This is a genomic window from Thalassospira sp. MCCC 1A02491 (genome assembly GCF_001613785.1).
Lineage (GTDB): Bacteria > Pseudomonadota > Alphaproteobacteria > Rhodospirillales > Thalassospiraceae > Thalassospira > Thalassospira povalilytica.
Window position 1 is genome coordinate 132,952 of sequence record NZ_LPVX01000030.1, and the last position, 18,553, is coordinate 151,504.

General features: G+C 55.5%; 14 protein-coding genes. 10 read left to right on the forward strand and 4 right to left on the reverse strand.

Annotated elements, in window-relative coordinates; translation table 11 throughout:
- Positions 1–90 precede the first annotated feature (90 nt).
- A complete protein-coding gene (locus tag AUQ42_RS12065; protein WP_068519327.1) occupies positions 91–786 on the reverse strand; it encodes a GGDEF domain-containing protein in 696 nt (231 codons plus the stop codon).
- A 161-nt stretch (positions 787–947) separates the two neighbouring features.
- Here AUQ42_RS12065 and AUQ42_RS12070 point away from each other — a divergent pair, with 161 nt between their 5' ends.
- Entirely contained in the window at positions 948–1,241 is a 294-nt protein-coding gene (locus tag AUQ42_RS12070) for a DUF5818 domain-containing protein (RefSeq protein WP_228195335.1), read from the forward strand.
- A gap of 58 nt (positions 1,242–1,299) precedes the next feature.
- On the opposite strand, the gene AUQ42_RS12075 is transcribed toward AUQ42_RS12070, so the two are convergent.
- The 3 genes from AUQ42_RS12075 to AUQ42_RS12085 all read right to left on the reverse strand — a co-directional run bounded on the left by AUQ42_RS12075 (position 1,300) and on the right by AUQ42_RS12085 (position 6,202).
- On the reverse strand, positions 1,300–2,139 hold the full coding sequence (locus tag AUQ42_RS12075) for an SPOR domain-containing protein (protein WP_068519329.1): 840 nt from the start codon (positions 2,137–2,139) through the stop codon (positions 1,300–1,302).
- A 2-nt stretch (positions 2,140–2,141) separates the two neighbouring features.
- Positions 2,142–4,526 (reverse strand): Lon protease family protein, encoded by a 2,385-nt coding sequence (locus AUQ42_RS12080; RefSeq protein ID WP_068519330.1) that lies wholly within the window; start codon positions 4,524–4,526, stop codon positions 2,142–2,144.
- Between the two features lie 218 nt (positions 4,527–4,744).
- Positions 4,745–6,202, reverse strand: a complete 1,458-nt coding sequence (locus AUQ42_RS12085; RefSeq protein WP_068519331.1) for a PLP-dependent aminotransferase family protein — start codon at positions 6,200–6,202, stop codon at positions 4,745–4,747.
- Positions 6,203–6,281: 79 nt separating this feature from the next.
- On the opposite strand from AUQ42_RS12085, the gene AUQ42_RS12090 reads away from it, so the two are divergent.
- The 9 genes from AUQ42_RS12090 (at position 6,282) to AUQ42_RS12130 (ending at position 18,546) form a co-directional block, all read left to right on the forward strand.
- Positions 6,282–6,566: a DUF1127 domain-containing protein gene (locus tag AUQ42_RS12090; RefSeq protein WP_068519332.1), complete on the forward strand. Its 285-nt coding sequence runs from the start codon at positions 6,282–6,284 to the stop codon at positions 6,564–6,566.
- 109 nt (positions 6,567–6,675) lie between these two features.
- Entirely contained in the window at positions 6,676–7,638 is a 963-nt protein-coding gene (locus AUQ42_RS12095) for a threonine dehydratase (protein ID WP_068519333.1), read from the forward strand.
- On the forward strand, positions 7,635–9,065 hold the full coding sequence (locus AUQ42_RS12100; RefSeq protein WP_068519334.1) for a pyridoxal-dependent decarboxylase: 1,431 nt from the start codon (positions 7,635–7,637) through the stop codon (positions 9,063–9,065). The genes AUQ42_RS12095 and AUQ42_RS12100 overlap by 4 nt, the downstream gene beginning before the upstream one ends.
- A 66-nt stretch (positions 9,066–9,131) precedes the next feature.
- The gene (locus tag AUQ42_RS12105; RefSeq protein WP_068519335.1) at positions 9,132–9,959 is read left to right on the forward strand and encodes a PhzF family phenazine biosynthesis protein; all 828 of its coding nucleotides are present in this window, start codon (positions 9,132–9,134) and stop codon (positions 9,957–9,959) included.
- 272 nt (positions 9,960–10,231) lie between these two features.
- Positions 10,232–12,103 carry an SLC13 family permease gene (locus AUQ42_RS12110; RefSeq protein ID WP_068519336.1) on the forward strand — a complete coding sequence of 624 codons (1,872 nt, stop codon included), beginning with the start codon at positions 10,232–10,234 and terminating at the stop codon, positions 12,101–12,103.
- Between the two features lie 186 nt (positions 12,104–12,289).
- The gene (locus tag AUQ42_RS12115) at positions 12,290–13,480 is read left to right on the forward strand and encodes a phosphoserine transaminase (protein WP_068519337.1); all 1,191 of its coding nucleotides are present in this window, start codon (positions 12,290–12,292) and stop codon (positions 13,478–13,480) included.
- A 161-nt stretch (positions 13,481–13,641) separates the two neighbouring features.
- Entirely contained in the window at positions 13,642–14,808 is a 1,167-nt protein-coding gene (locus tag AUQ42_RS12120; RefSeq protein WP_068519338.1) for an ATP phosphoribosyltransferase regulatory subunit, read from the forward strand.
- Between the two features lie 49 nt (positions 14,809–14,857).
- Positions 14,858–16,153: an adenylosuccinate synthase gene (locus AUQ42_RS12125; protein ID WP_068519339.1), complete on the forward strand. Its 1,296-nt coding sequence runs from the start codon at positions 14,858–14,860 to the stop codon at positions 16,151–16,153.
- 248 nt (positions 16,154–16,401) lie between these two features.
- Positions 16,402–18,546, forward strand: a complete 2,145-nt coding sequence (locus AUQ42_RS12130) for a hypothetical protein (RefSeq protein WP_068519340.1) — start codon at positions 16,402–16,404, stop codon at positions 18,544–18,546.
- Positions 18,547–18,553 lie beyond the last annotated feature (7 nt).

The following is an 18,553-nucleotide window of genomic DNA, read 5'->3' on the forward strand; positions in this document are numbered from 1 at the left end:
ACAAAAGATTGCCCCGATAGCGGGAAAAATCGGTCCCCGAGACAGCTGTAAAGTCGTGAAAAGACTGGAAAGAATGCAACAAGGCGCGGCTTAGGCCGCGTCGTTGTCTTTTTTGGCCGGAACGGCTTTTTCACGTGCGGCATGCTTCTGGACATACATCGCCTGATCGGCGGCGCGAATCAGGTCGGAAATGTCACTTTTGGCATTATAAACCGTGTAGCCAAAGCTTGCCTTGATCGCCAATGCCTTTCCCTGCCAGATCAGCGGGAACCGCACGGTTGCCTGTTGAAGCTGTGCAATGCGTTTCTGAGCGGCTTCCGGGCTGCTTCCGGTCATCAGAATGGCGAATTCATCCCCGCCAAACCGTGCGACAAAGTCATCGGAACGGGTATGGGTACGCAGATTCTGTCCGAAATGGCGCAAAACAGCATCACCGGCGGCGTGACCATGTTCGTCATTGATTTCCTTGAACCCGTCAAGGTCGGCAATCACCATCAAGCCGCGTTCGGCAGTGCGTGCCGCGCGTGCCAATGCTTCGCGGGTGCGCCGCATGAAACCACGGCGGTTATAAAGGCCGGTCAACTCGTCGGTTTCGACCATCAGTTCAAGTTGACGAATGCGGTTCTGCTGCTGATCCAGGCGGTTTTGCATATCACGCGCCAAATCAACAAGAGTCGACAGAGCATTACTTTGCTCGGTAACCTCACTGGCGCGATTGTTAATCGCGGTCTGCTGCTGAAAATCAGCGGCAAGTTCCATGAGCAATTCTATCTGCGACTTTTCCATGTGCCGTCTTGTAATCAATGACATTGGATGGTGAAACCCTTAAAAGGATGTCTATCGTTGTATCGTTGATCGCGTTACAAGAACCTTAACGTGGCACGAAAGAATTTGTGTCCAAAGAGAATCGTTCACGCACAGGAGAACGACCGATGCAAAACCGGTTGATGGTTGGGTTTACTAAGAAAATTGCGGTAATTGGCATTGCGCTGGCGCTGTCTGCGTGCTCATTCCTGCAAAAAGATAATTTTACCGTTGTTGGTGAAATTACGGATCACGGCAACGAATGTGTGACTTTCCGTGCCGAAGATGGAACGCTTTATGCGCTTGCCAACAAGGCAAGCCGATTCCGTCCGGGGGACAAGGTCCGTGTAACCGGACATATGGCATTGATGACGACCTGTACCGAAGCAACGACCCTGATCGTTGACAAGATCGTCATGCTGTCGCCAGGAAACTGAGCCGCAAAAAATCAGAATATTGTGCCGACCATTGGTGCCTGCGATCGCTTTTGATCGCTCAGCGATGGGATGCAAAGCAATCGGTGCCGTCAGCTTTCAGCTGGCGGCATTGTTGTTTGGCGCCATCAAAGGTGGCAAAGCCGGTCAGTTGAAGCCGGTGATAAATCCCTTTGACGCCAAGATTGGCAGTGACGATCTGTTTGGTGTGCGATTTTGACAGGGTGGGGTAACGCACCAGGAAACTTGCCCAGTAACTTTCAGCCGAAATCGTGTCACGAAAAGCACCCAGCTGGATCAGATAACGCCCGTTTGGATCATGCTTTGCCGTTTCGGGCGTCGTCACAGTTGTTTGTGCGGCGCGCGTTGCAACAACCGTATCTATAACCTGCTTTGCGGGAGCCGTCGTCGCTGTTTGGTGGCTGGTTGCAACGGATGCAGCGGGGACGGTGTTGTTTGTTGCTGCCGGTGGTTTGGTCATGACGGTGGTGGCTGCTGGCGTCGGCTTGTCGGGTGTTTTGCGAACTGTCGCCGGGCGCGGTCTGCTTGGCGTTGTGCCGGTAAGTTCTTGATAATACTGATTGGCAAGTGACGGGATGTCCGCGTCATCAATGACGGTATCACTGGCCGGGATCGTTCCCGGAAGCAGGCTGAGCGGTTGATTACGCAAGACCGGTTGTGATGCATGGGCGGGAAGATCATTTGGGATGATGTCCGCCCCGGTTGGGAATTCGGTCATTTCGCTGGTTTGTGCCGCTACGTCGGAAATGACCGTGACATTCAAGGCCAGCAACGCAACCAGACCAATCAAAGAAAAAAGACCACCCCGCCGATCAAAATTGCCAGAAGCATGCGGCATGGCTGCCACATTGTCTGGCTGATCTTGGAGTGGTCCTTTCATTGTTACATCTCCGCGCGCGGGGGATAGGCATATCGGTCACGCAATATCTGGTCATTCCTGCGCAGACGTTCCATGGCTTTGCCATAGACGCTGTCTTCCGGATACTGGCTGTCCGGACGATCACCGGATGGCATGCCGGTCAGAAGTTCGACCGCGTCATTGATGTGCTCGACAGTCCAGATATTGAACTTGCCCTGGCGGATTGCCTGAACGACTTCTTCGCGCAGGACCACATTTTCAGCATTGGCCTGCGGAATGATCACGCCCTGATCCCCAGTGAAGCCCTGATCGGCACAAATCCGATAGAACCCTTCGATCTTGTGCGAAATACCGCCAACCGGCTGCGCTTCGCCGAACTGGTTCATCGATCCGGTGATGCCGATATTCTGGCGCATCGGTACGTGCGAGATCGCCGATATGATGGCACACAGCTCAGCCATTGATGCCGAATCGCCTTCGATGCCGCCATAGTTCTGTTCGAACGTGACATTACAGGCAAAGGAAAGCGGGAAGTCCTGGGCAAAGCGCGATTTCAGGAAACCTTCAATCGTCATGACCGACTTCTGTTGCAGCGGGCCTGACATATCGACCATGCGTTCGATATTGAGAACCCCGAGACTGCCGACATAAGACCGTGCCGACACACGGGCCGGAAGGCCAAAGGCATGATCCCCGTAATCCAGGACGGTCAATGCATTGACCTGCCCAACAACCGCGCCATAGCTGTCAATCAGGATTTCGCGGCGCTGGACCCGTTCGTGCGATTTGTCTTCCAGACGGGAATTACGGTGACGACGTTCCTCAATGGCGCGTCTGACGTCGGCTGCACGGATGCTTTCGCGACCATCGGCCTTGGCAACGGCGCCGGCCTCGATCGCGACATCTTCAACCCGTTCGATCTGGGCGGTCAGTTTGTCGCGTTCACCTGCCCAGCGCGCGGCCTGTCCCAAAAGCTGGCGGATTGCACCGTTATCGACCGGAATGCCCGACCGGGCGAGGGCGGATTCGCGCAACAAGCCGGTATAAATCGATATGTTGCGGCCGGCGGCGGGCATATCCGCATCAATGTCGGCCTTGACCCGGAAATGGTTTCGAAAATCGACATCGAGAGAAAAGAACGTGTAATAGAATTTCGGCGCGCCAACGATCACGACCTTAAGGTCAAGCGGGATCGGGCGCGGTTCGGGGGCACCCGCCGTCGGGGCGCCGCCCTTGTGGGTTTCCTCGATGCGGATTTCGCGGTCACGCAGGGCCGCCTTAAGAAACCCCCAGCATTCTTCATGTTCAAGCAGGCTTTCCGCACGCAGAACCAGAACGCCGCCATTGGCACGATGAAGCGCGCCCGGTTTGATCAGGCTGAAATGCGGATGCATGCCACCGCCCATCGGGCGGTACTGAATTTGCCCGAAAAGATTGTCGTAGCTTGGGCTTGGTTCAAGAACGACGTCAGGATGCGTATCGCGCGAATGGTCAATCAGAAGATTGACCGCATAGCGATCATCGACGGTTTCCGGGATCTTGCCATCGCCGCTTTCGATGGCGGGTTGATCGCTGGCTTCTTCGAACGCGTCGATATTATCAAGGATGTCTTTTTCAAGCGCTTCGAACCACGCCTTAAGACCCGGGCTTGTGAACTTGTCGCGCAGCTTTTTGATGCGCGGTTTCAAAACGACCTTGGCGGCACTGCGACGCAGACTGTCGAGTGTATCGGCAATCTGTTCTTCAAGGTCGCGGGTCGAAAGAAGGGTTTTACGGGCTTCTTCGGCGACCTCTTCAAAGGCGTCTTCGGCCTCGTTTCGGCGTTCCTTGGGGATTTCATCAAGGGATACCGGTTCGCCGTCTTCGTTCAGGGCGACGATCATCACGCCTTTTTCGTTTTCCTGAACATCCAGTCCCCGTTCACGGGCATATTCACGCAGCGCATCGAATTTTTCGCGCAGCTGGGTGCGGGCTTCTTCGGTCTGGGTCTGGGTTTCGGTCAGATGGGCCGGGGCGTTAAAGGCCGACGCAAATGCTTCGCGCAGATGCGAAATCAGGGTTTCCATCGCAGACAAAAGCTTGCGACCTTCGCCCGCGGGCAGGGCATAGGGGCGCGGACGGTTGGTGCGCGAAAAATTGTTCAGATAAACCCAGTCATCCGGGGCTGAACGTTCTTCCATGGCCTTGTTCAGATAATCAAGGGTCGCGGTCATACGGCCCGCACGATCCAGACCAAGAACAAAGATGTTAAAGCCCGGCTCGGACATGGAAAGTCCGAATTTCAGGGCCTCTGCGGCACGGTAGTGCGATGAAAAATCGAAGATTTTCGGATGCTGGTCTTTATGAGGGCTGCGAATACGGAAATGCGGAAAACCGCAATCTTCTGCGTCAAGGCGGGAAACTGGCATCTGCTGACTTTCTGCTGCCCAAGATAACAAATCATCGGGGCAATTTGCGCCCCGCAGCATATCTTGGAAGCAAGGCAATCACGTGGTCAAGCGTTGCGTGCGGAAATTGTTGAAATGGCGACAGGAAACCCGAAACCACCCTGCTGTTGCCGCGCGATAGTGCCCCCTGCAAACGTCATCAAAGCCAAGATGATGGAGCAAGATCCGGTGTCTGGGCCCTAGATCACGGCAGCATTGCCGAAGTCGCTGCTTTTGAGCAGCCGGTCGACAATCTGTACGCCGCGACGCAACCGTTCGGCGGATCGTTCAGCCCCGAAACACAAACGCAACCCGCGCGGCACATGGCCAACGGAAAACTGTTGGGCTGCGGTCAAAAGAACGCCGCTATTGGCAGCATTCATGACCAGTTCACCCGGATCAATATGATCGGGCAGTTCAAGCCAGATATGATAGTTGGTCGGGTGGAAGCGGACGTCGTATCCCTTAAGGGTTCCAAGAATGACGGCCAGGCGCTGGGCGGCTTCATTGCGGTGCCAGGCTTCGTATTGGGCAAGGCTGCCATCCATGATCATGCGGGTGACCAGTTCCAGATTGATGGTCGATACCATCCAGCAGGTCGATCGAATGGCGCTGGCCAGTTTGCCGATCATTTCGCCGGGGGCATGGATATAACCAACCCGCAAACCGCCGCCGATGCTTTTGGATACGCCATCAAGATAGATGCTGCGTTCCGGGGCAAAGCACGACAGGGGCGGCGGTGCGTCCGGATCAAGGAAATGATAAATGCCGTCTTCAATCAGTGTCAGATCATATTTGCGCAGGATTTCGGCGATTTCGATCCGACGTTGCTGATCCATGGTGCTGCACAGCGGATTATGCAGGGTCGGCATCAGGTAAATTGCGCGCGGACTTTGCGTGCGACAGATATTTTCAAGGGCCTCGGGAAGGATGCCCTGATCATCCATGGCGACACCGCGCAGGCGGAATTGCAGCAAATTGGCCAAACTGCGCAGGTTCGGATAGGTCAGTTCTTCGCATAAAACAAGATCGCCGGGGCGAACTGTTGCCAGAAGCGATACGGTCATGCCGTGCTGGACACCCGCGGTCGGCAGGACGCGTTCGGGATTGTCATCAAGTCCAACCCGACCGGCGGCGTGGGCCAATGCTTCGCGCTGGTGGGCAACCCCGTATTCCGATTTATAGGACACCATATCGTCAATCGGCATGGTGCCGGCAATTTCAAGCAATGTCCGACGAATGTGACCTTCCTGCGGGGGCAGGGGGCAATTCATTCGAAAATTGATCGGCCCGGTGTCTTCGCTGTCATCAGCGGCACCGTGGGCAAAGGCCGGTTTGCGGCCCATCTGGGCAAGGTTGTTGGTAAAGGCCATCGGGATGGGCGCAGTTGCGGCCATGTCGAGTTCGGACTGAATGTTATCAAGAACATAAGTCCCGCGTCCGACTTCGCCGGCGACAAGTCCCAATCTTTCCGCTTCGCGGTAGGACCGCGTAATCGTGCCGACTGTAACGCCCAGATGATAGGCAAGGTCGCGGTGGGTTGGCAGTCGGTCACCCGGTTTAAGGGAGCCATCCTTGACTGCTTCGCGAATGGCCTGCGCGATCTGTCGATAAACAGGACCGCCGGCTTCTGAAAGGTTGGGGAGCCACATTGTCATGGTGACAATGTTTAAATTGACACAATGACAATGTCAATGACAAAACAATATCGAGACAATTAACCGATAGGAGATGGAAATGGTAAATTGTAACGATACAATCCAGATTCCCGATATTCATGTCACGGATCGCGCACTGACCAAGGGCAAGCAGGGCAACAAGCCTGTGACCTGGCGCGCGGCAATGGCTGGTATTGCAATCTCTGCTATCGAGTTTGTTGCACGTCTGCAATCGCGTGCGCGCAACCGTCATGCGATACAATGGATTGATGATCATATGCTTAAGGATGTCGGGCTGTCGCGTGCAGACATTGACACCGAACTGTCAAAGCCATTCTGGAACGGGTTGCCACCGCGCGGCTAGCCACCCCGCGCGTGACGGAGGCGCGTGCTCCCATCGTGCCTCCGTCCGGTTCCGGGATCGATGTTCGGGTCAATTGTCTTTATCTGCCGAATTCAGGGATACAATGTGAATGTTCAGTCTGACCGAATTGCGTGATGCGGCCGCATTTGTTCATAATTTCGTTGCGCCGACCCCGACAATCCATTGGCCGCTTCTTGATCGGGCGACGGGATTGTCCCTGTATGTCAAACATGAAAACCATACCCGACTGGGCGCGTTTAAAATTCGCGGTGGTTTGACCTTTTGCCGGTATCTGGGGCGGCTGCCCGATACTGCGCGCGGTATTGTTTCGGCAACGCGGGGCAATCACGGGCAAAGTCTTGCCCATGCGGCCAGTCGTTTCGGAATGGCGGCAACCATTGTCGTTCCGCACGGCAATTCTGTTGAAAAGAATGCTGCCATGCGCGCCTGGGGTGCCGAGGTGATCGAGCATGGCGACGATTTTCAGGCCGCAGCAGAATTTGCACATAGCTATGCCACAAGCGAAGGGGCGGTCATGGTTCCGCCTTTCCATCCGGAACTTGTGCGTGGTGTTGCTTCCTATGGGCTGGAACTGTTTGACGATATAAAGGGGCTTGATCGCGTTTACGTTCCCGTTGGAATGGGATCGGGGATCTGTTCGCTGATTGCTGTGCGCGATGCGTTGGGCCTTGATACGGAAATTGTCGGGGTGGTTGCCTGTGGCGCAGATGCCGTGCGTCAGTCTTTTCTGGCCGGAAAGGTGATCAATACACCCGTTGCTGATACATTTGCCGATGGCGTGGCGTGTCGAAGCCCCGACCCCAGGGTGATTGAAATCATCACAAAGGGCGCAGCCGACATTGTTGCTGTCAGTGATGATCAGATCGCAGATGCCATGCGTCTTTATTTCAGTTGCTGTCACACGCTGGCCGAGGGGGCCGGTGCGGTGCCGCTGGCCGCGGCAATTGCTGAACGTGATCGCAATATTGGCAAAAAAGTCGCCCTTGTCCTGACCGGGGCCAATATCGATCGGGCCGACTTTGCCCGCATCCTTTCGGGAGACGAAAGATGACCTATCGTTCAAATCGTGCGCCACTCAGCCCCACTGAGGACGCGCGTCATCTCATGTTTGATGACCTTGAAAAGCTTGGCCGTATCCTGGTGGAAACCGGTGATGTCGCCCATGGCTTTATTCAGGGGGCGGATGACATGGATGTGACCTGTCGCGATTTCTCTGCTTTTGACCCCTCGCGCCCCTTATCAAGGCAGGGAAGCGGCACGCTTGATGCGTTGCGGGCAGCCAAGGAAGAAATTCTGCCGCTGCTCGCCGCATCAATCGGACCCCGTTATCTTGGATTTGTTACCGGCGGTACCACCCCGGCGGCCCTTGTCGGTGATTGGCTGGCATCCGCGGTCGATCAGAATGCGACCGGCCCGGAAGGATCGGTCAATGCCGCCGTCGAGGAACAGGTCATCAACTGGCTGTGTGATATCGGCAATCTGCCCCGAGACCGGTTTGATGGTGTGCTGACCGCCGGGGCAACGGTTTCCAATCTTTTGGGATTGGTCACGGCCCGGCAATGGTGCGGCGAGCAGGTCGGTGTCAATATTGATGCGGATGGTGCGTCGGTCCTGCCCGATCTTGCGATCTTTGCGGCAAGTCCGCATGCCAGCATGATCAAGGACCTGTCGATAACCGGGATTGGTCGAAACAGTTTTATCAAGGTCGCCACACTCCCGGGGACCGAGGAAACGGATCTTTCTGACCTTAGGGCAAAGCTTGAAGCCAGCGACGCGCGCGCAAAGATTGTCATTGCCTCGGCCGGGACGGTCAATGCCACCGATTTTGATGACTTGAATGCGATTGCCGATTTGTGTGCGGCATTTGGGGCATGGTTGCATGTTGATGCCGCATTCGGTTTCTTTGCCGCACTTGATGATCGCAGGGCACATTTTCTGTCCAGTTTGGACCGTGCGGATTCCATAACGTCTGACGGGCATAAATGGCTTAATGTGCCCTATGATTGCGGGATATTCCTGACGCGGCATATTTCGGTATTGGAAACCTGCTGCCGTGCCTTTGCCCCGTATCTTGAGACCAAGGCAATCGGCAACAGCTATATCAATCGGGGCGTCGAAAATTCCCGACGGTTTCGGGCCTTGCCGCTTTGGATGACGATGATGGCCTATGGCATTGACGGAATGGCGGCGGTCATCCGGGCCAATTGCGATCAGGCGGTCGATCTGGCCATGTGGGTGCGCACGCATGAAAAACTTGAATTGCTGCGCGAACCGAAACTCAATGTCACGATGTTCGCATCCGTTGGCAGCGATGATGATAATCGTGCCTTGCTTGATCGGATCAATGCGGGCGGGAAGACCTTTTTGACGCCGACGATTTATGGCGGGCGGTTCGGGTTCCGCGCGGCCTTTTCAAACTGGCGGACGCAGGATCACGATCTTGCCATCGTCAAGCAAGCAATCGAGATGGCTCTTTGATCCGAATTTCTCTAGGTTCGGATAGCATGAGAAAAGCAGAACTTTCCGTCTTCAGGATACCAAGATATGACCACCCAGACTTTGCCGATCTATCAGATTGATGCCTTTACCGACATGCTGTTTGCCGGTAACCCGGCGGCGGTTGTGCCCTTGTCGGGTTGGCTTGCCGACGATGTTTTGCAGAAAATCGCCATGGAAAACAATCTGTCGGAAACCGCATTCTTTGTTCCGTATGATGACAAGGATGAAGCCGATTTTCACATCCGCTGGTTTACCCCGACGGTGGAGGTGCCGCTTTGCGGGCATGCAACCCTTGCCAGCGCGTTTGTGATTTTCAACCATCTTGGTTTCAAGTCGGATTTGCTTAAACTGCAAAGCAAAAGCGGTATTTTGACGGCCCGGCGCGACCATGATGCGATCGTCCTCGACTTTCCCAAACAACCGATCAAGACTAACGAAATTCCGCAAGATGTGCTGACGGCACTTGGCGGTGCCAAACCTGTTGAATCCTTTGTCGTTGCCAGTCGTGATACCGACATTGTTGCCGTCTATGACAATGCAAAAACCGTGCGGGACATGGCGCCCGACATGTCGGTGCTTGGCCGCCTGACCGGACGCGGGGTGATCGTGACGGCACCGGGGGACAAGACCGGGATTGATATGATTTCACGCTTTTTCGTGCCGGCGATCGGGATCAATGAGGACCCGGTGACGGGCTATATGCATTGTGTGGTGGCCCCTTATTGGTCGGACAAGCTTGGTCAGGCCGATGTCGTCGGATATCAGGCATCTGCACGCGGCGGGGTTGTTGCATGCAAGGTTGCGGGCGACCGGGTCGAGCTGAAGGGCGAGGCCGTCCTGTATCTTAAGGGTGAAATTGTTGTGCCGGCGTAAAATGCGGCATTCAGTTTCAAGGCACAGGGCGGGCAACAGGATTGTTGTCCGCTTTTTGTTTGCGAAAACCATATGTAAAACGGCGGTTTTTCATTGGCCGGTTCGTACCGATTAATCCGCATTGAACCGCCGCGACGCTGTTTTTTTATTGACCGGCCCATAGGGCTTTCGTCTAAGTAAAGGCAAAATACGATGAATGCGGGCAGGGCGCAGGGATAAAATTCCGTGCCTGAAACCGCAAAGGGTGCTGGTTTTACAGGGGTAGATTTATCGTGATCGAAAGTGTTGTCGCCAGTTCTGCGACGCCAATGCAGATGTGGGTGGTCCTGGCACTTGTTGCCGGGTCGCTTGTCCTGTACGGGCTTGAGCGCATTTCGCTTGAACTGACCAGCATGGCGCTGATTGCGACCCTGTTGCTGTTTTTCGAATTCTTCCCGTTGCTTGACGGCAATGGTGAAAACCTGCTGGGTGCGGACACGATTATGTCCGGCTTTGCCAACCCGGCATTATTGACGGTTCTGTCCCTGCTTGTTGTCGGACAAGGGATGGTGCTTACCGGTGGTGTCAGTTATATCGCCGGCCTGATCACCGAACATGGCGGCAAGAACGCAGCCGTTGCGATTTTTATCGGCCTGTTCGTGGTTATGCTGATGTCGGCATTCCTGAACAATACGCCGGTTGTTGTTATCTTTATCCCGATCATTCAGGCCCTGGCAGAGCGGATTGAACGTTCGCCAAGTGCTCTTATGATCCCGCTTTCCTATGCCGCGATTCTGGGCGGGATGACCACCCTGATCGGTTCGTCAACCAACCTTCTGGTTTCCAGTTCCCTGATCGAACTGGGCATGCCGGGGCTGGAATTCTTTGAATTCACGACGGTTGGCAGTGTTCTGGCGATTGCCGGTTTTGTCTATGTTCTGTTCATTGCGCCGCGCCTTTTGCCGGCCCTGGCATCGATGCGTAGCAAGCTTGCCAATCCTGACAGCAGTGGCAAACAGTTCATTGCCCAGATCACGGTCGGCCCGGCATCGCAAATGATCGGAACCCGTCCGGTGGCGGGCTTCTTCAAAAACCTGCCCAACATCACCATTCAAATGATCGTGCGTCGCGAACATGCGGAATTGCCGCCATTTGAAAGTGATATGGAAATTCAGGCGGGTGATGTTCTGGTTGTTGCTGCGACCCGCAAGGCCCTGACCGAGGCCCTTCAGAAGGATCCGGGACTTCTGCATGCCGATGCTGCTGCCGTCAGTGGCGATGGCGAAGAAACGCCACAGAAATCGACCCAGCTTCTGGCCGAAGTCATGTTGCCGCCCGGTTCGCGTCTGATCGGGTTTAACCTTGAACAGATCGGTTTCCGCTATCAGTACAAATGTCTTGTTCTGGGTATTCAGCGCCGTTCACGCATGATCCGTACCCAAATGACGGAAATCCGCCTTGAGGCCGGGGACGTTTTGCTGGTGCAGGGGCGTTCCGAAGATGTCGAGGCACTGCGCACCATTCGTGATGTGGTGTTGCTGGAATGGTCGACGCGTACCTTGCCGCGTCCGTTCCATGCCCGCCGCGCGGCAACCATTTTCCTTGGTGTGATTGCGCTTGCCGCGACCGGCATTGTTCCGATCATGGTTTCAAGCTTCATCGGTGCGGGGCTTATGATTGCATCCGGGGCGCTCAATTTGCGGCAGGCATCGCGCGCGATTGATCGCAAGATCGTGCTGCTGGTTGCAGCAGCATTGGCGTTGGGCAATGCGTTGCAATTGACTGGCGGGGCGGAATTCGTTGCCGATCAGTTGTTGACGGTGACACGCGGGGCACCGGCACCGGTCATCCTGTCATTGTTCTTCCTGATTGTGGCGGCCTTTACCAATGTGCTGTCGAACAATGCCTGTGCGGTTCTGTTTACGCCGATTGGAATCGGCATGGCCCAGCAACTTGGCGTGCCGCCGCATGTCTTTGCAATTGCGGTGGTGATGGCGGCGAACTGTTCGTTTGCATCGCCTGTTGGTTATCAGACCAACCTGCTTGTCATGGGGCCGGGGCATTACCGGTTTATCGATTTCCTTAAGGCCGGAACGCCTTTGATTGTGTTGCTTTGGATTGCGTTCAGCCTGTTTGCGCCGTGGTATTACGACATCCCGTTTTGATCGGGTTTTGATCCCGTATGGGCAATCAGCCCATGATGATTTTCAGAGAATGGCCAGCCATGCAAAATTGGCTGGCTTGTCTGTGTCGAAGGCGTTTGACTTTTGCCTTTGTGTCAATAGGATCAGCCCCCTAATTTGATCGGGAATGATCCGGCCGGATCGTTCCAGCTGCTCAGGAATATGCCGATGGCCCAGACTGCCGAGAATCCCGCTTTCGCAAAGCCCGCACTTCGCCCTGCAAGCCCGAACTTTTCGTCGGGTCCGTGCAAAAAGCGTCCGGGCTGGTCTGCTTCTGCGCTTGAAACGGAAATTCTTGGTCGTTCTCATCGCTCCAAACTGGGCAAACAGCGTCTTGAAGAAGTCATTGACCGTTCGCGCGCCGTTTTGAACCTGCCTGATAACTACCTGTTGGGCGTTGTTCCGGCATCCGACACCGGTGCGGTCGAGATGGCGCTTTGGTCGCTTTTGGGCGCGCGCGGTGTCGATATGCTGGCGTGGGAAAGTTTCGGCGCGACTTGGGTCACGGATGTGGTCAAGCAGCTTAAACTTGATGATGTCCGCACCCTTGATGCCGATTATGGCAAGCTGCCCGATCTTGGTTCTGTAGATTTTGATCGTGATGTTGTCTTTACCTGGAATGGCACGACCGCCGGTGTGCGTGTTCCAAACGGGGACTGGATCGCCGATAACCGCAAGGGCCTGACCATTTGTGATGCGACGTCGGCGATTTTTGCCATGGAATTGCCGTGGGACAAGCTCGATGTCGTGACCTATAGCTGGCAGAAGGTTCTGGGCGGTGAGGGCGGCCATGGTGTGATCATCCTGAGCCCGCGGGCCGTTGCACGCCTTGAAAGCCATACGCCGGCATGGCCGATGCCCAAAATCTTCCGCATGACCAAGGGTGGCAAGCTGATTGATGGCATTTTCCGCGGTGAAACGATCAATACCCCGTCGATGCTGGTTGTCGAAGATGCGATTGACGCCCTGAAATGGGCAGAAGACATTGGTGGTCTTGATGGTCTGTTGGCGCGTACCCGCGAAAACCGCGCCCATCTTGACGCGTGGCTTGCGACCAGCGACTGGGCTGCCGATCTTGCCGAAGACCCGGCAACCGCATCAAACACATCGATGTGCATCAAGATTGTCGATCCCTGGGCACTGGCATTGCCCGCAGATCAGCAGGCAGCACTTCCGAAAAAGATTTCTCAGCTGCTTGAAGCGGAAAATGTCGCCCTTGATATCAATGGTTACCGCGACGCGCCGGCTGGCCTGCGGATTTGGGGTGGTGCGACCGTGGAACCAAGCGATATCAAGGCACTTTTGCCGTGGCTTGATTGGGCTTATGCGGTGGTAAAAGCCGAGTTTTCCGCTGCCTGAGAAACATTTCGTACGTATTATTTGCGTTTTTGGGGTTTTCCCCGTTGCCCTGTCCGGCACAACGCGGTAGTAACCGCTACCGGATAGTGAGCCTTGAGTAATCCTTGGGGCATTATCGAGCCTGATTGAATTTGCGCGCCTCGTCCGGGAAAGCACACAAAATGACCGAACTCGCCAGGAAAGCACTTTTGCCCGCCGGCCTGCAGGATGTCCTGCCGGGAACCGCTGCGCGGGAAGCCGAAATCCGCGAAAAGCTGATGGCCAGTCTGGCACATGCAGGCTATGACCGTGTGAAAACGCCGCTGGTCGAGTTTGAAGAAAGCCTGCTCGAAGGGGCCGCTCCGGAACTGGCAACCCAGACCTTCCGTCTTATGGATCCTGAATCGCGCCGCATGATGGGGCTGCGTTCGGACATGACCCCGCAGGTCGGTCGTATTGCCGCCACCCGTCTTGGCGATGCGCCGCGGCCGTTGCGGTTGTCCTATTCCGGGGATGTGTTGCGGATCAAGGGATCGCACCTGCGCCCGGAACGTCAGTTCGCACAGGTTGGTGCGGAACTTATTGGCGTTTCGAGTGCCGCAGCCGATACCGAGATTGTTCTGCTGGCGCTTGAAGCACTTGAAACCATTGGTCTTGCCGATGTTTCGGTTGACCTGAACCTGCCGACATTGCCCGTACGCCTGTTTGATGCATTCGGTGTGTCGCGTGATGATCGCGAAGCCCTGACCGAGGCGCTTGAACGTCGCGACGTCGCGGCCCTTCGCGTGATGGATGGCAAGGTTACCGATGTGCTTGTTGCCTTGCTTGAGGCGGCCGGTCCGGCGACAACGGCATTGCCAAAGCTTAAAAAGCTCGAACTGCCGTTAGGCGCATCCGAGGAGCTTTATCGTTTGATTGATGTTGCGGAACGCATTCTGGCATCTGATCTTGATGCGGCCCTGACCATTGATCCGGTTGAAATGGCCGGTTTCCGTTATCAGACCGGTGTCAGCTTTACCCTGTTTGCCCGCAATGTCCGTGGTGAGATCGGGCGTGGCGGCCGTTACCGGGCCGGTGGCGCATCGGGTGAAGCAGCGACCGGCATGTCGCTTTATATGGATAGTATTTTGCGTGGACTTCCGGATGCGAAACCGGTGGAACGGGTTTACCTTCCGCTTGGTACCCCGCAGCGAGAAGCCCGCAAATTGCGTGCCGAAGGCCATTACACGGTTGCTGCCCTTGAAGGTGCTGCCGAGGCCAAAACAGAAGACGGTGCGCGCGTCGAAGCGCGCCGCATGGGCTGTGATTACATTTATCTTGGCGGCCAGGTCGTGCCGCTGAACGCTTAGGGTCTGGACCCTAACTGAACGAACTTTTTATCGCGCAAGGAGTTTTGCGATGACCAATGTTGCCGTGATCGGTTCCCAGTGGGGGGACGAAGGTAAAGGCAAGATCGTCGACTGGCTGTCCGAACGGGCCGATGTCGTTGTGCGTTTCCAGGGTGGTCATAACGCCGGTCATACTTTGGTGATCGATGGCGTGACCTATAAACTCAGCCTGTTGCCGTCCGGCATTGTTCGCCAGAACAAGCTGTCTGTGATCGGCAACGGCGTTGTTGTTGATCCGTGGGCGTTGCTTGCCGAAATCGGCCGCCTGAAAGAGCAGGGCGTGGATATCACCCCGGAAAACCTGCGTCTGGCGGAAAATGCCTGCCTGATCCTGCCGCTGCATGGCAATCTGGATCGTGCACGCGAAGCGGCGGCATCGGGTGACAACAAGATCGGCACCACCGGTCGCGGTATCGGCCCGGCTTATGAAGACCGTGTTGGTCGTCGTGCGATCCGCGTTGGTGATCTGGCCGATGTTGATCTGCTTGAGGCAAAGGTTGAAAACCTTCTGACCCACCATAATGCGCTTTTGCGTGGTCTGGGCCAGCCGGAAGTCGACGGGGCAGAGCTTCTTGCCCAGCTTAAGGAAATCGCGCCGAAAATCCTGCCGTTCTCTGACACCGTCTGGAAATCGCTGAACCAGTTCAAGGAAGCTGGCAAGCGTATCCTATTTGAAGGTGCCCAGGGCACCATGCTTGATATTGATCACGGTACTTATCCGTTCGTGACGTCTTCAAACACGGTATCGGGTCAGGCTGCTGCCGGTTCCGGAATGGGCCCGTCCGGTGTTGGTTATGTTCTTGGTATCACCAAGGCCTATACCACCCGTGTCGGCGAAGGACCGTTCCCGTCCGAACTGTTTGACGCCGATGGCGAACGTCTTGGCGAACGTGGCCGTGAATTTGGCGTTGTGACCGGTCGTAAACGCCGTTGTGGCTGGTTTGATGCCGCCCTGGTGCGCCAGTCGGTCAAAGTCAACGGCATCACCGGTATCGCTCTGACCAAGCTTGACGTGCTTGACGGTTTTGATGAAATCAAGATCTGCACCGGCTATGACATTGACGGAAAGATCTATGATCATCTTCCGGCCAACCAGCGTCTTCAGGCCAAGGCAAAGCCGGTTTATGAAACCATCGAGGGCTGGTCTGAAACGACCATGGGTGCGCGCAGCTGGGCCGATCTTCCGGCAGCAGCCATCAAATATGTTCGCCGCATCGAAGAACTGATCGAAGCGCCGGTGGCATTGCTGTCAACCAGCCCGGAACGTGATGACACCATTCTGGTTCACGACCCGTTCAGCGCCTGATACAGGGTTTGTGCATCGCACAGCAAAAGCCACCAGTTCCGACTGGTGGCTTTTTTCGTTTTGTCTGAATGTGTTGTCGCATGCAGGCCCGGTGTGCCGGTCTTATAACAGCTTGCTCGTGTGGCGTATCAGAAGTATCGTTTTATCAACCTTTTGACGGTAGCGTACTGAATGTCGCCTCAGGATGACGGTTCATCAGATCATGCGCGTCACCAAATAACGATAACTCGTAAAGAAATATCGGGATCATGGCAGAGCAAGCAGAAGACCAGGAACAGGAAGTTTCGAGCGGTGCTGCGCGAGAACCAGTGATGGATGCGCCGGGGGGCGGTGCGCCTGCACCCGAAGAACCCGATGATACCAATCCCGAAGCCGGTCCGGAAAATGTCGAGTTTTCAACCGGCGGCAAAAGCATCGAAATCGGCAATTTCCGGGTCTTTCTTGATCTGCGTATGCCGGAATTTGATATGGGCCCGTGCAAGGCCTATTCCGCTGATAATTTACGCCGCGATGAAGGCAGTGCGTTTGCGGTTGTTGCCGACCCGGCCTTGCCAACCCGTCAGGAACATATCAACTTTCTGACTGGTATGCATATGGCAGGTCAGATTGACCTGCTTGACAGCGAGATTGCCTATTGGCCGCCATTCGGGCGCAACACCATGGTGTTGTTCTATGAAAAGCCCGCTGGCGGTCGTGTCGTCACTGGTGAAAGCAAAAAGGCGACCATCGACGAACACGAAATCGGCACAGTGGTCATCGAACCGCTTATGGGTGTGTTGCAGTCCTTTGGCGAAAAAAATCTGGCACATCGCAATATTCGTGCTGGCAACCTGTTTTATGCTGACCCGTTGCGCCAGAAAGTCGTTCTGGGGGATTGTGCCGCGACACCACCGGGCTATGCCCAGCCGCTTGTCTATGAAACAACCGCCAGAATGAGCGCCGATGCCGCAGGTCGCGGATCGGGTACCATCATGGACGATCTGTATGCCCTGGGCATGACATTGGCGGAACTCGGGATCGGTCACCGTCCGCTCAGTAAACTGGGCGATCAGGAGATCATGGATCTCAAACTGGCAAAGGGATCGTTTCAGGCAATTGCATCACAGGAAAGATTGCCACTGGTTCTGATCGAGCCGGTTCGCGGGTTGCTTTGTGATGACCCCGAAGAACGCTGGGGTTTTGCCGAACTGAATGCATGGCTGGACGGTCGCCGGACCAAGCCGGTGCAGGCCAATAGCGAAAAACGCGCCGCACGATCCCAGAACCTGTCGGGGCGTGACTACTATACCGTGCGTTCCCTTGCCCAAGGAATGGCAAAGAACTGGGTCAGTGCACTTGCGCCATTGCGCGACGGCACGATCGAGATTTGGCTGCGGCGCGGTCTTGGCGACAATGATCGGGCCAAGGCACTTGCAGATGCCATGCGGCAGTTGCAATGGGCAGGCGCGGACAAGCGTGCGGCCGAAGATGTTCTGGTCGCACGTGCTATCCTGATCATGGACCATCAGGGACCGGTCCGGTTCAAGGGCTTTTCGGCCATGGTCGATGGTCTTGGATATATGTTGTCCTATGACGTGCAGCATGGACGTGGCCCACAGCGATTTGCTGATGTGATCGTCCGCGACATTCCGGCCTACTGGTTTGGCCGCCAGGAAGGCTTCAGCCCGGAAATTCAAAAGCTTCAGCAGGTATATAAAAACCTGCGCTATTACGTTCAGCAACAAAGTGCAGGTTATGGCTATGAGCGTTGTCTTTACGCGCTTGTGCGTAACCAGCATTGCCTGAGCCCGATGATCGAACAGGAATATGTTGTTGAAATTTCGCAACTTCTTCCGGCGCTCGAAAAGGCAGCGGAAAGTGCGTCTGAAGACAGCTGGCCGGTGGATCGCCATATTGCTGCTTTCATCGCCACCCGTCTTGAAGATGATATCGAAGGCCAGTTGATGGCCATGCAAAACCCGTCTGACGAGGTCGAATACAGCCGCGCCATCATCAGTATGTTGGCGATTGTGCAATGGCGTCACGGACCGGACAATTTGCAAAATCTGTCGCACTGGGTGGCGCGGCTTATGGAACCGGCCATCAAGGTATTCCACAGCAAGGCGCGTCGGGAACGGGTTGAAACCGAAATCCCGAAACTGGCCAAGCGCGGCAATCTGGTGGAGCTTTACAACCTGATCAATGATGAACAGGAACGCCGCAAGGATCAGTCCGAATTTGTCGAGGCCGTGGCTGAATATTCCGAAGCCGAAAGCGAGGTTTTCGACCTTGAATCTTCGGGGCCGGCGCGATTGGAACTTGCGGAAAAAGTCGGTCAGCAGGCCGCGGCATTCGCATCAACCATGATCGCGCTGCTGACGGTATCGGCACTGTTCTTGATGCATATCTTTTAAGGGATCG

Bases quoted from the DNA above. Each gene is read 5' to 3' on its own strand.
- AUQ42_RS12065 (WP_068519327.1), bottom strand. From the start codon at position 786: ATGGAAAAGTCGCAGATAGAATTGCTCATGGAACTTGCCGCTGATTTT.
- AUQ42_RS12070 (WP_228195335.1), top strand. From the start codon at position 948: ATGGTTGGGTTTACTAAGAAAATTGCGGTAATTGGCATTGCGCTGGCG.
- AUQ42_RS12075 (WP_068519329.1), bottom strand. From the start codon at position 2,139: ATGAAAGGACCACTCCAAGATCAGCCAGACAATGTGGCAGCCATGCCG.
- AUQ42_RS12080 (WP_068519330.1), bottom strand. From the start codon at position 4,526: ATGCCAGTTTCCCGCCTTGACGCAGAAGATTGCGGTTTTCCGCATTTC.
- AUQ42_RS12085 (WP_068519331.1), bottom strand. From the start codon at position 6,202: ATGACAATGTGGCTCCCCAACCTTTCAGAAGCCGGCGGTCCTGTTTAT.
- AUQ42_RS12090 (WP_068519332.1), top strand. From the start codon at position 6,282: ATGGTAAATTGTAACGATACAATCCAGATTCCCGATATTCATGTCACG.
- AUQ42_RS12095 (WP_068519333.1), top strand. From the start codon at position 6,676: ATGTTCAGTCTGACCGAATTGCGTGATGCGGCCGCATTTGTTCATAAT.
- AUQ42_RS12100 (WP_068519334.1), top strand. From the start codon at position 7,635: ATGACCTATCGTTCAAATCGTGCGCCACTCAGCCCCACTGAGGACGCG.
- AUQ42_RS12105 (WP_068519335.1), top strand. From the start codon at position 9,132: ATGACCACCCAGACTTTGCCGATCTATCAGATTGATGCCTTTACCGAC.
- AUQ42_RS12115 (WP_068519337.1), top strand. From the start codon at position 12,290: ATGGCCCAGACTGCCGAGAATCCCGCTTTCGCAAAGCCCGCACTTCGC.
- AUQ42_RS12120 (WP_068519338.1), top strand. From the start codon at position 13,642: ATGACCGAACTCGCCAGGAAAGCACTTTTGCCCGCCGGCCTGCAGGAT.
- AUQ42_RS12125 (WP_068519339.1), top strand. From the start codon at position 14,858: ATGACCAATGTTGCCGTGATCGGTTCCCAGTGGGGGGACGAAGGTAAA.
- AUQ42_RS12130 (WP_068519340.1), top strand. From the start codon at position 16,402: ATGGCAGAGCAAGCAGAAGACCAGGAACAGGAAGTTTCGAGCGGTGCT.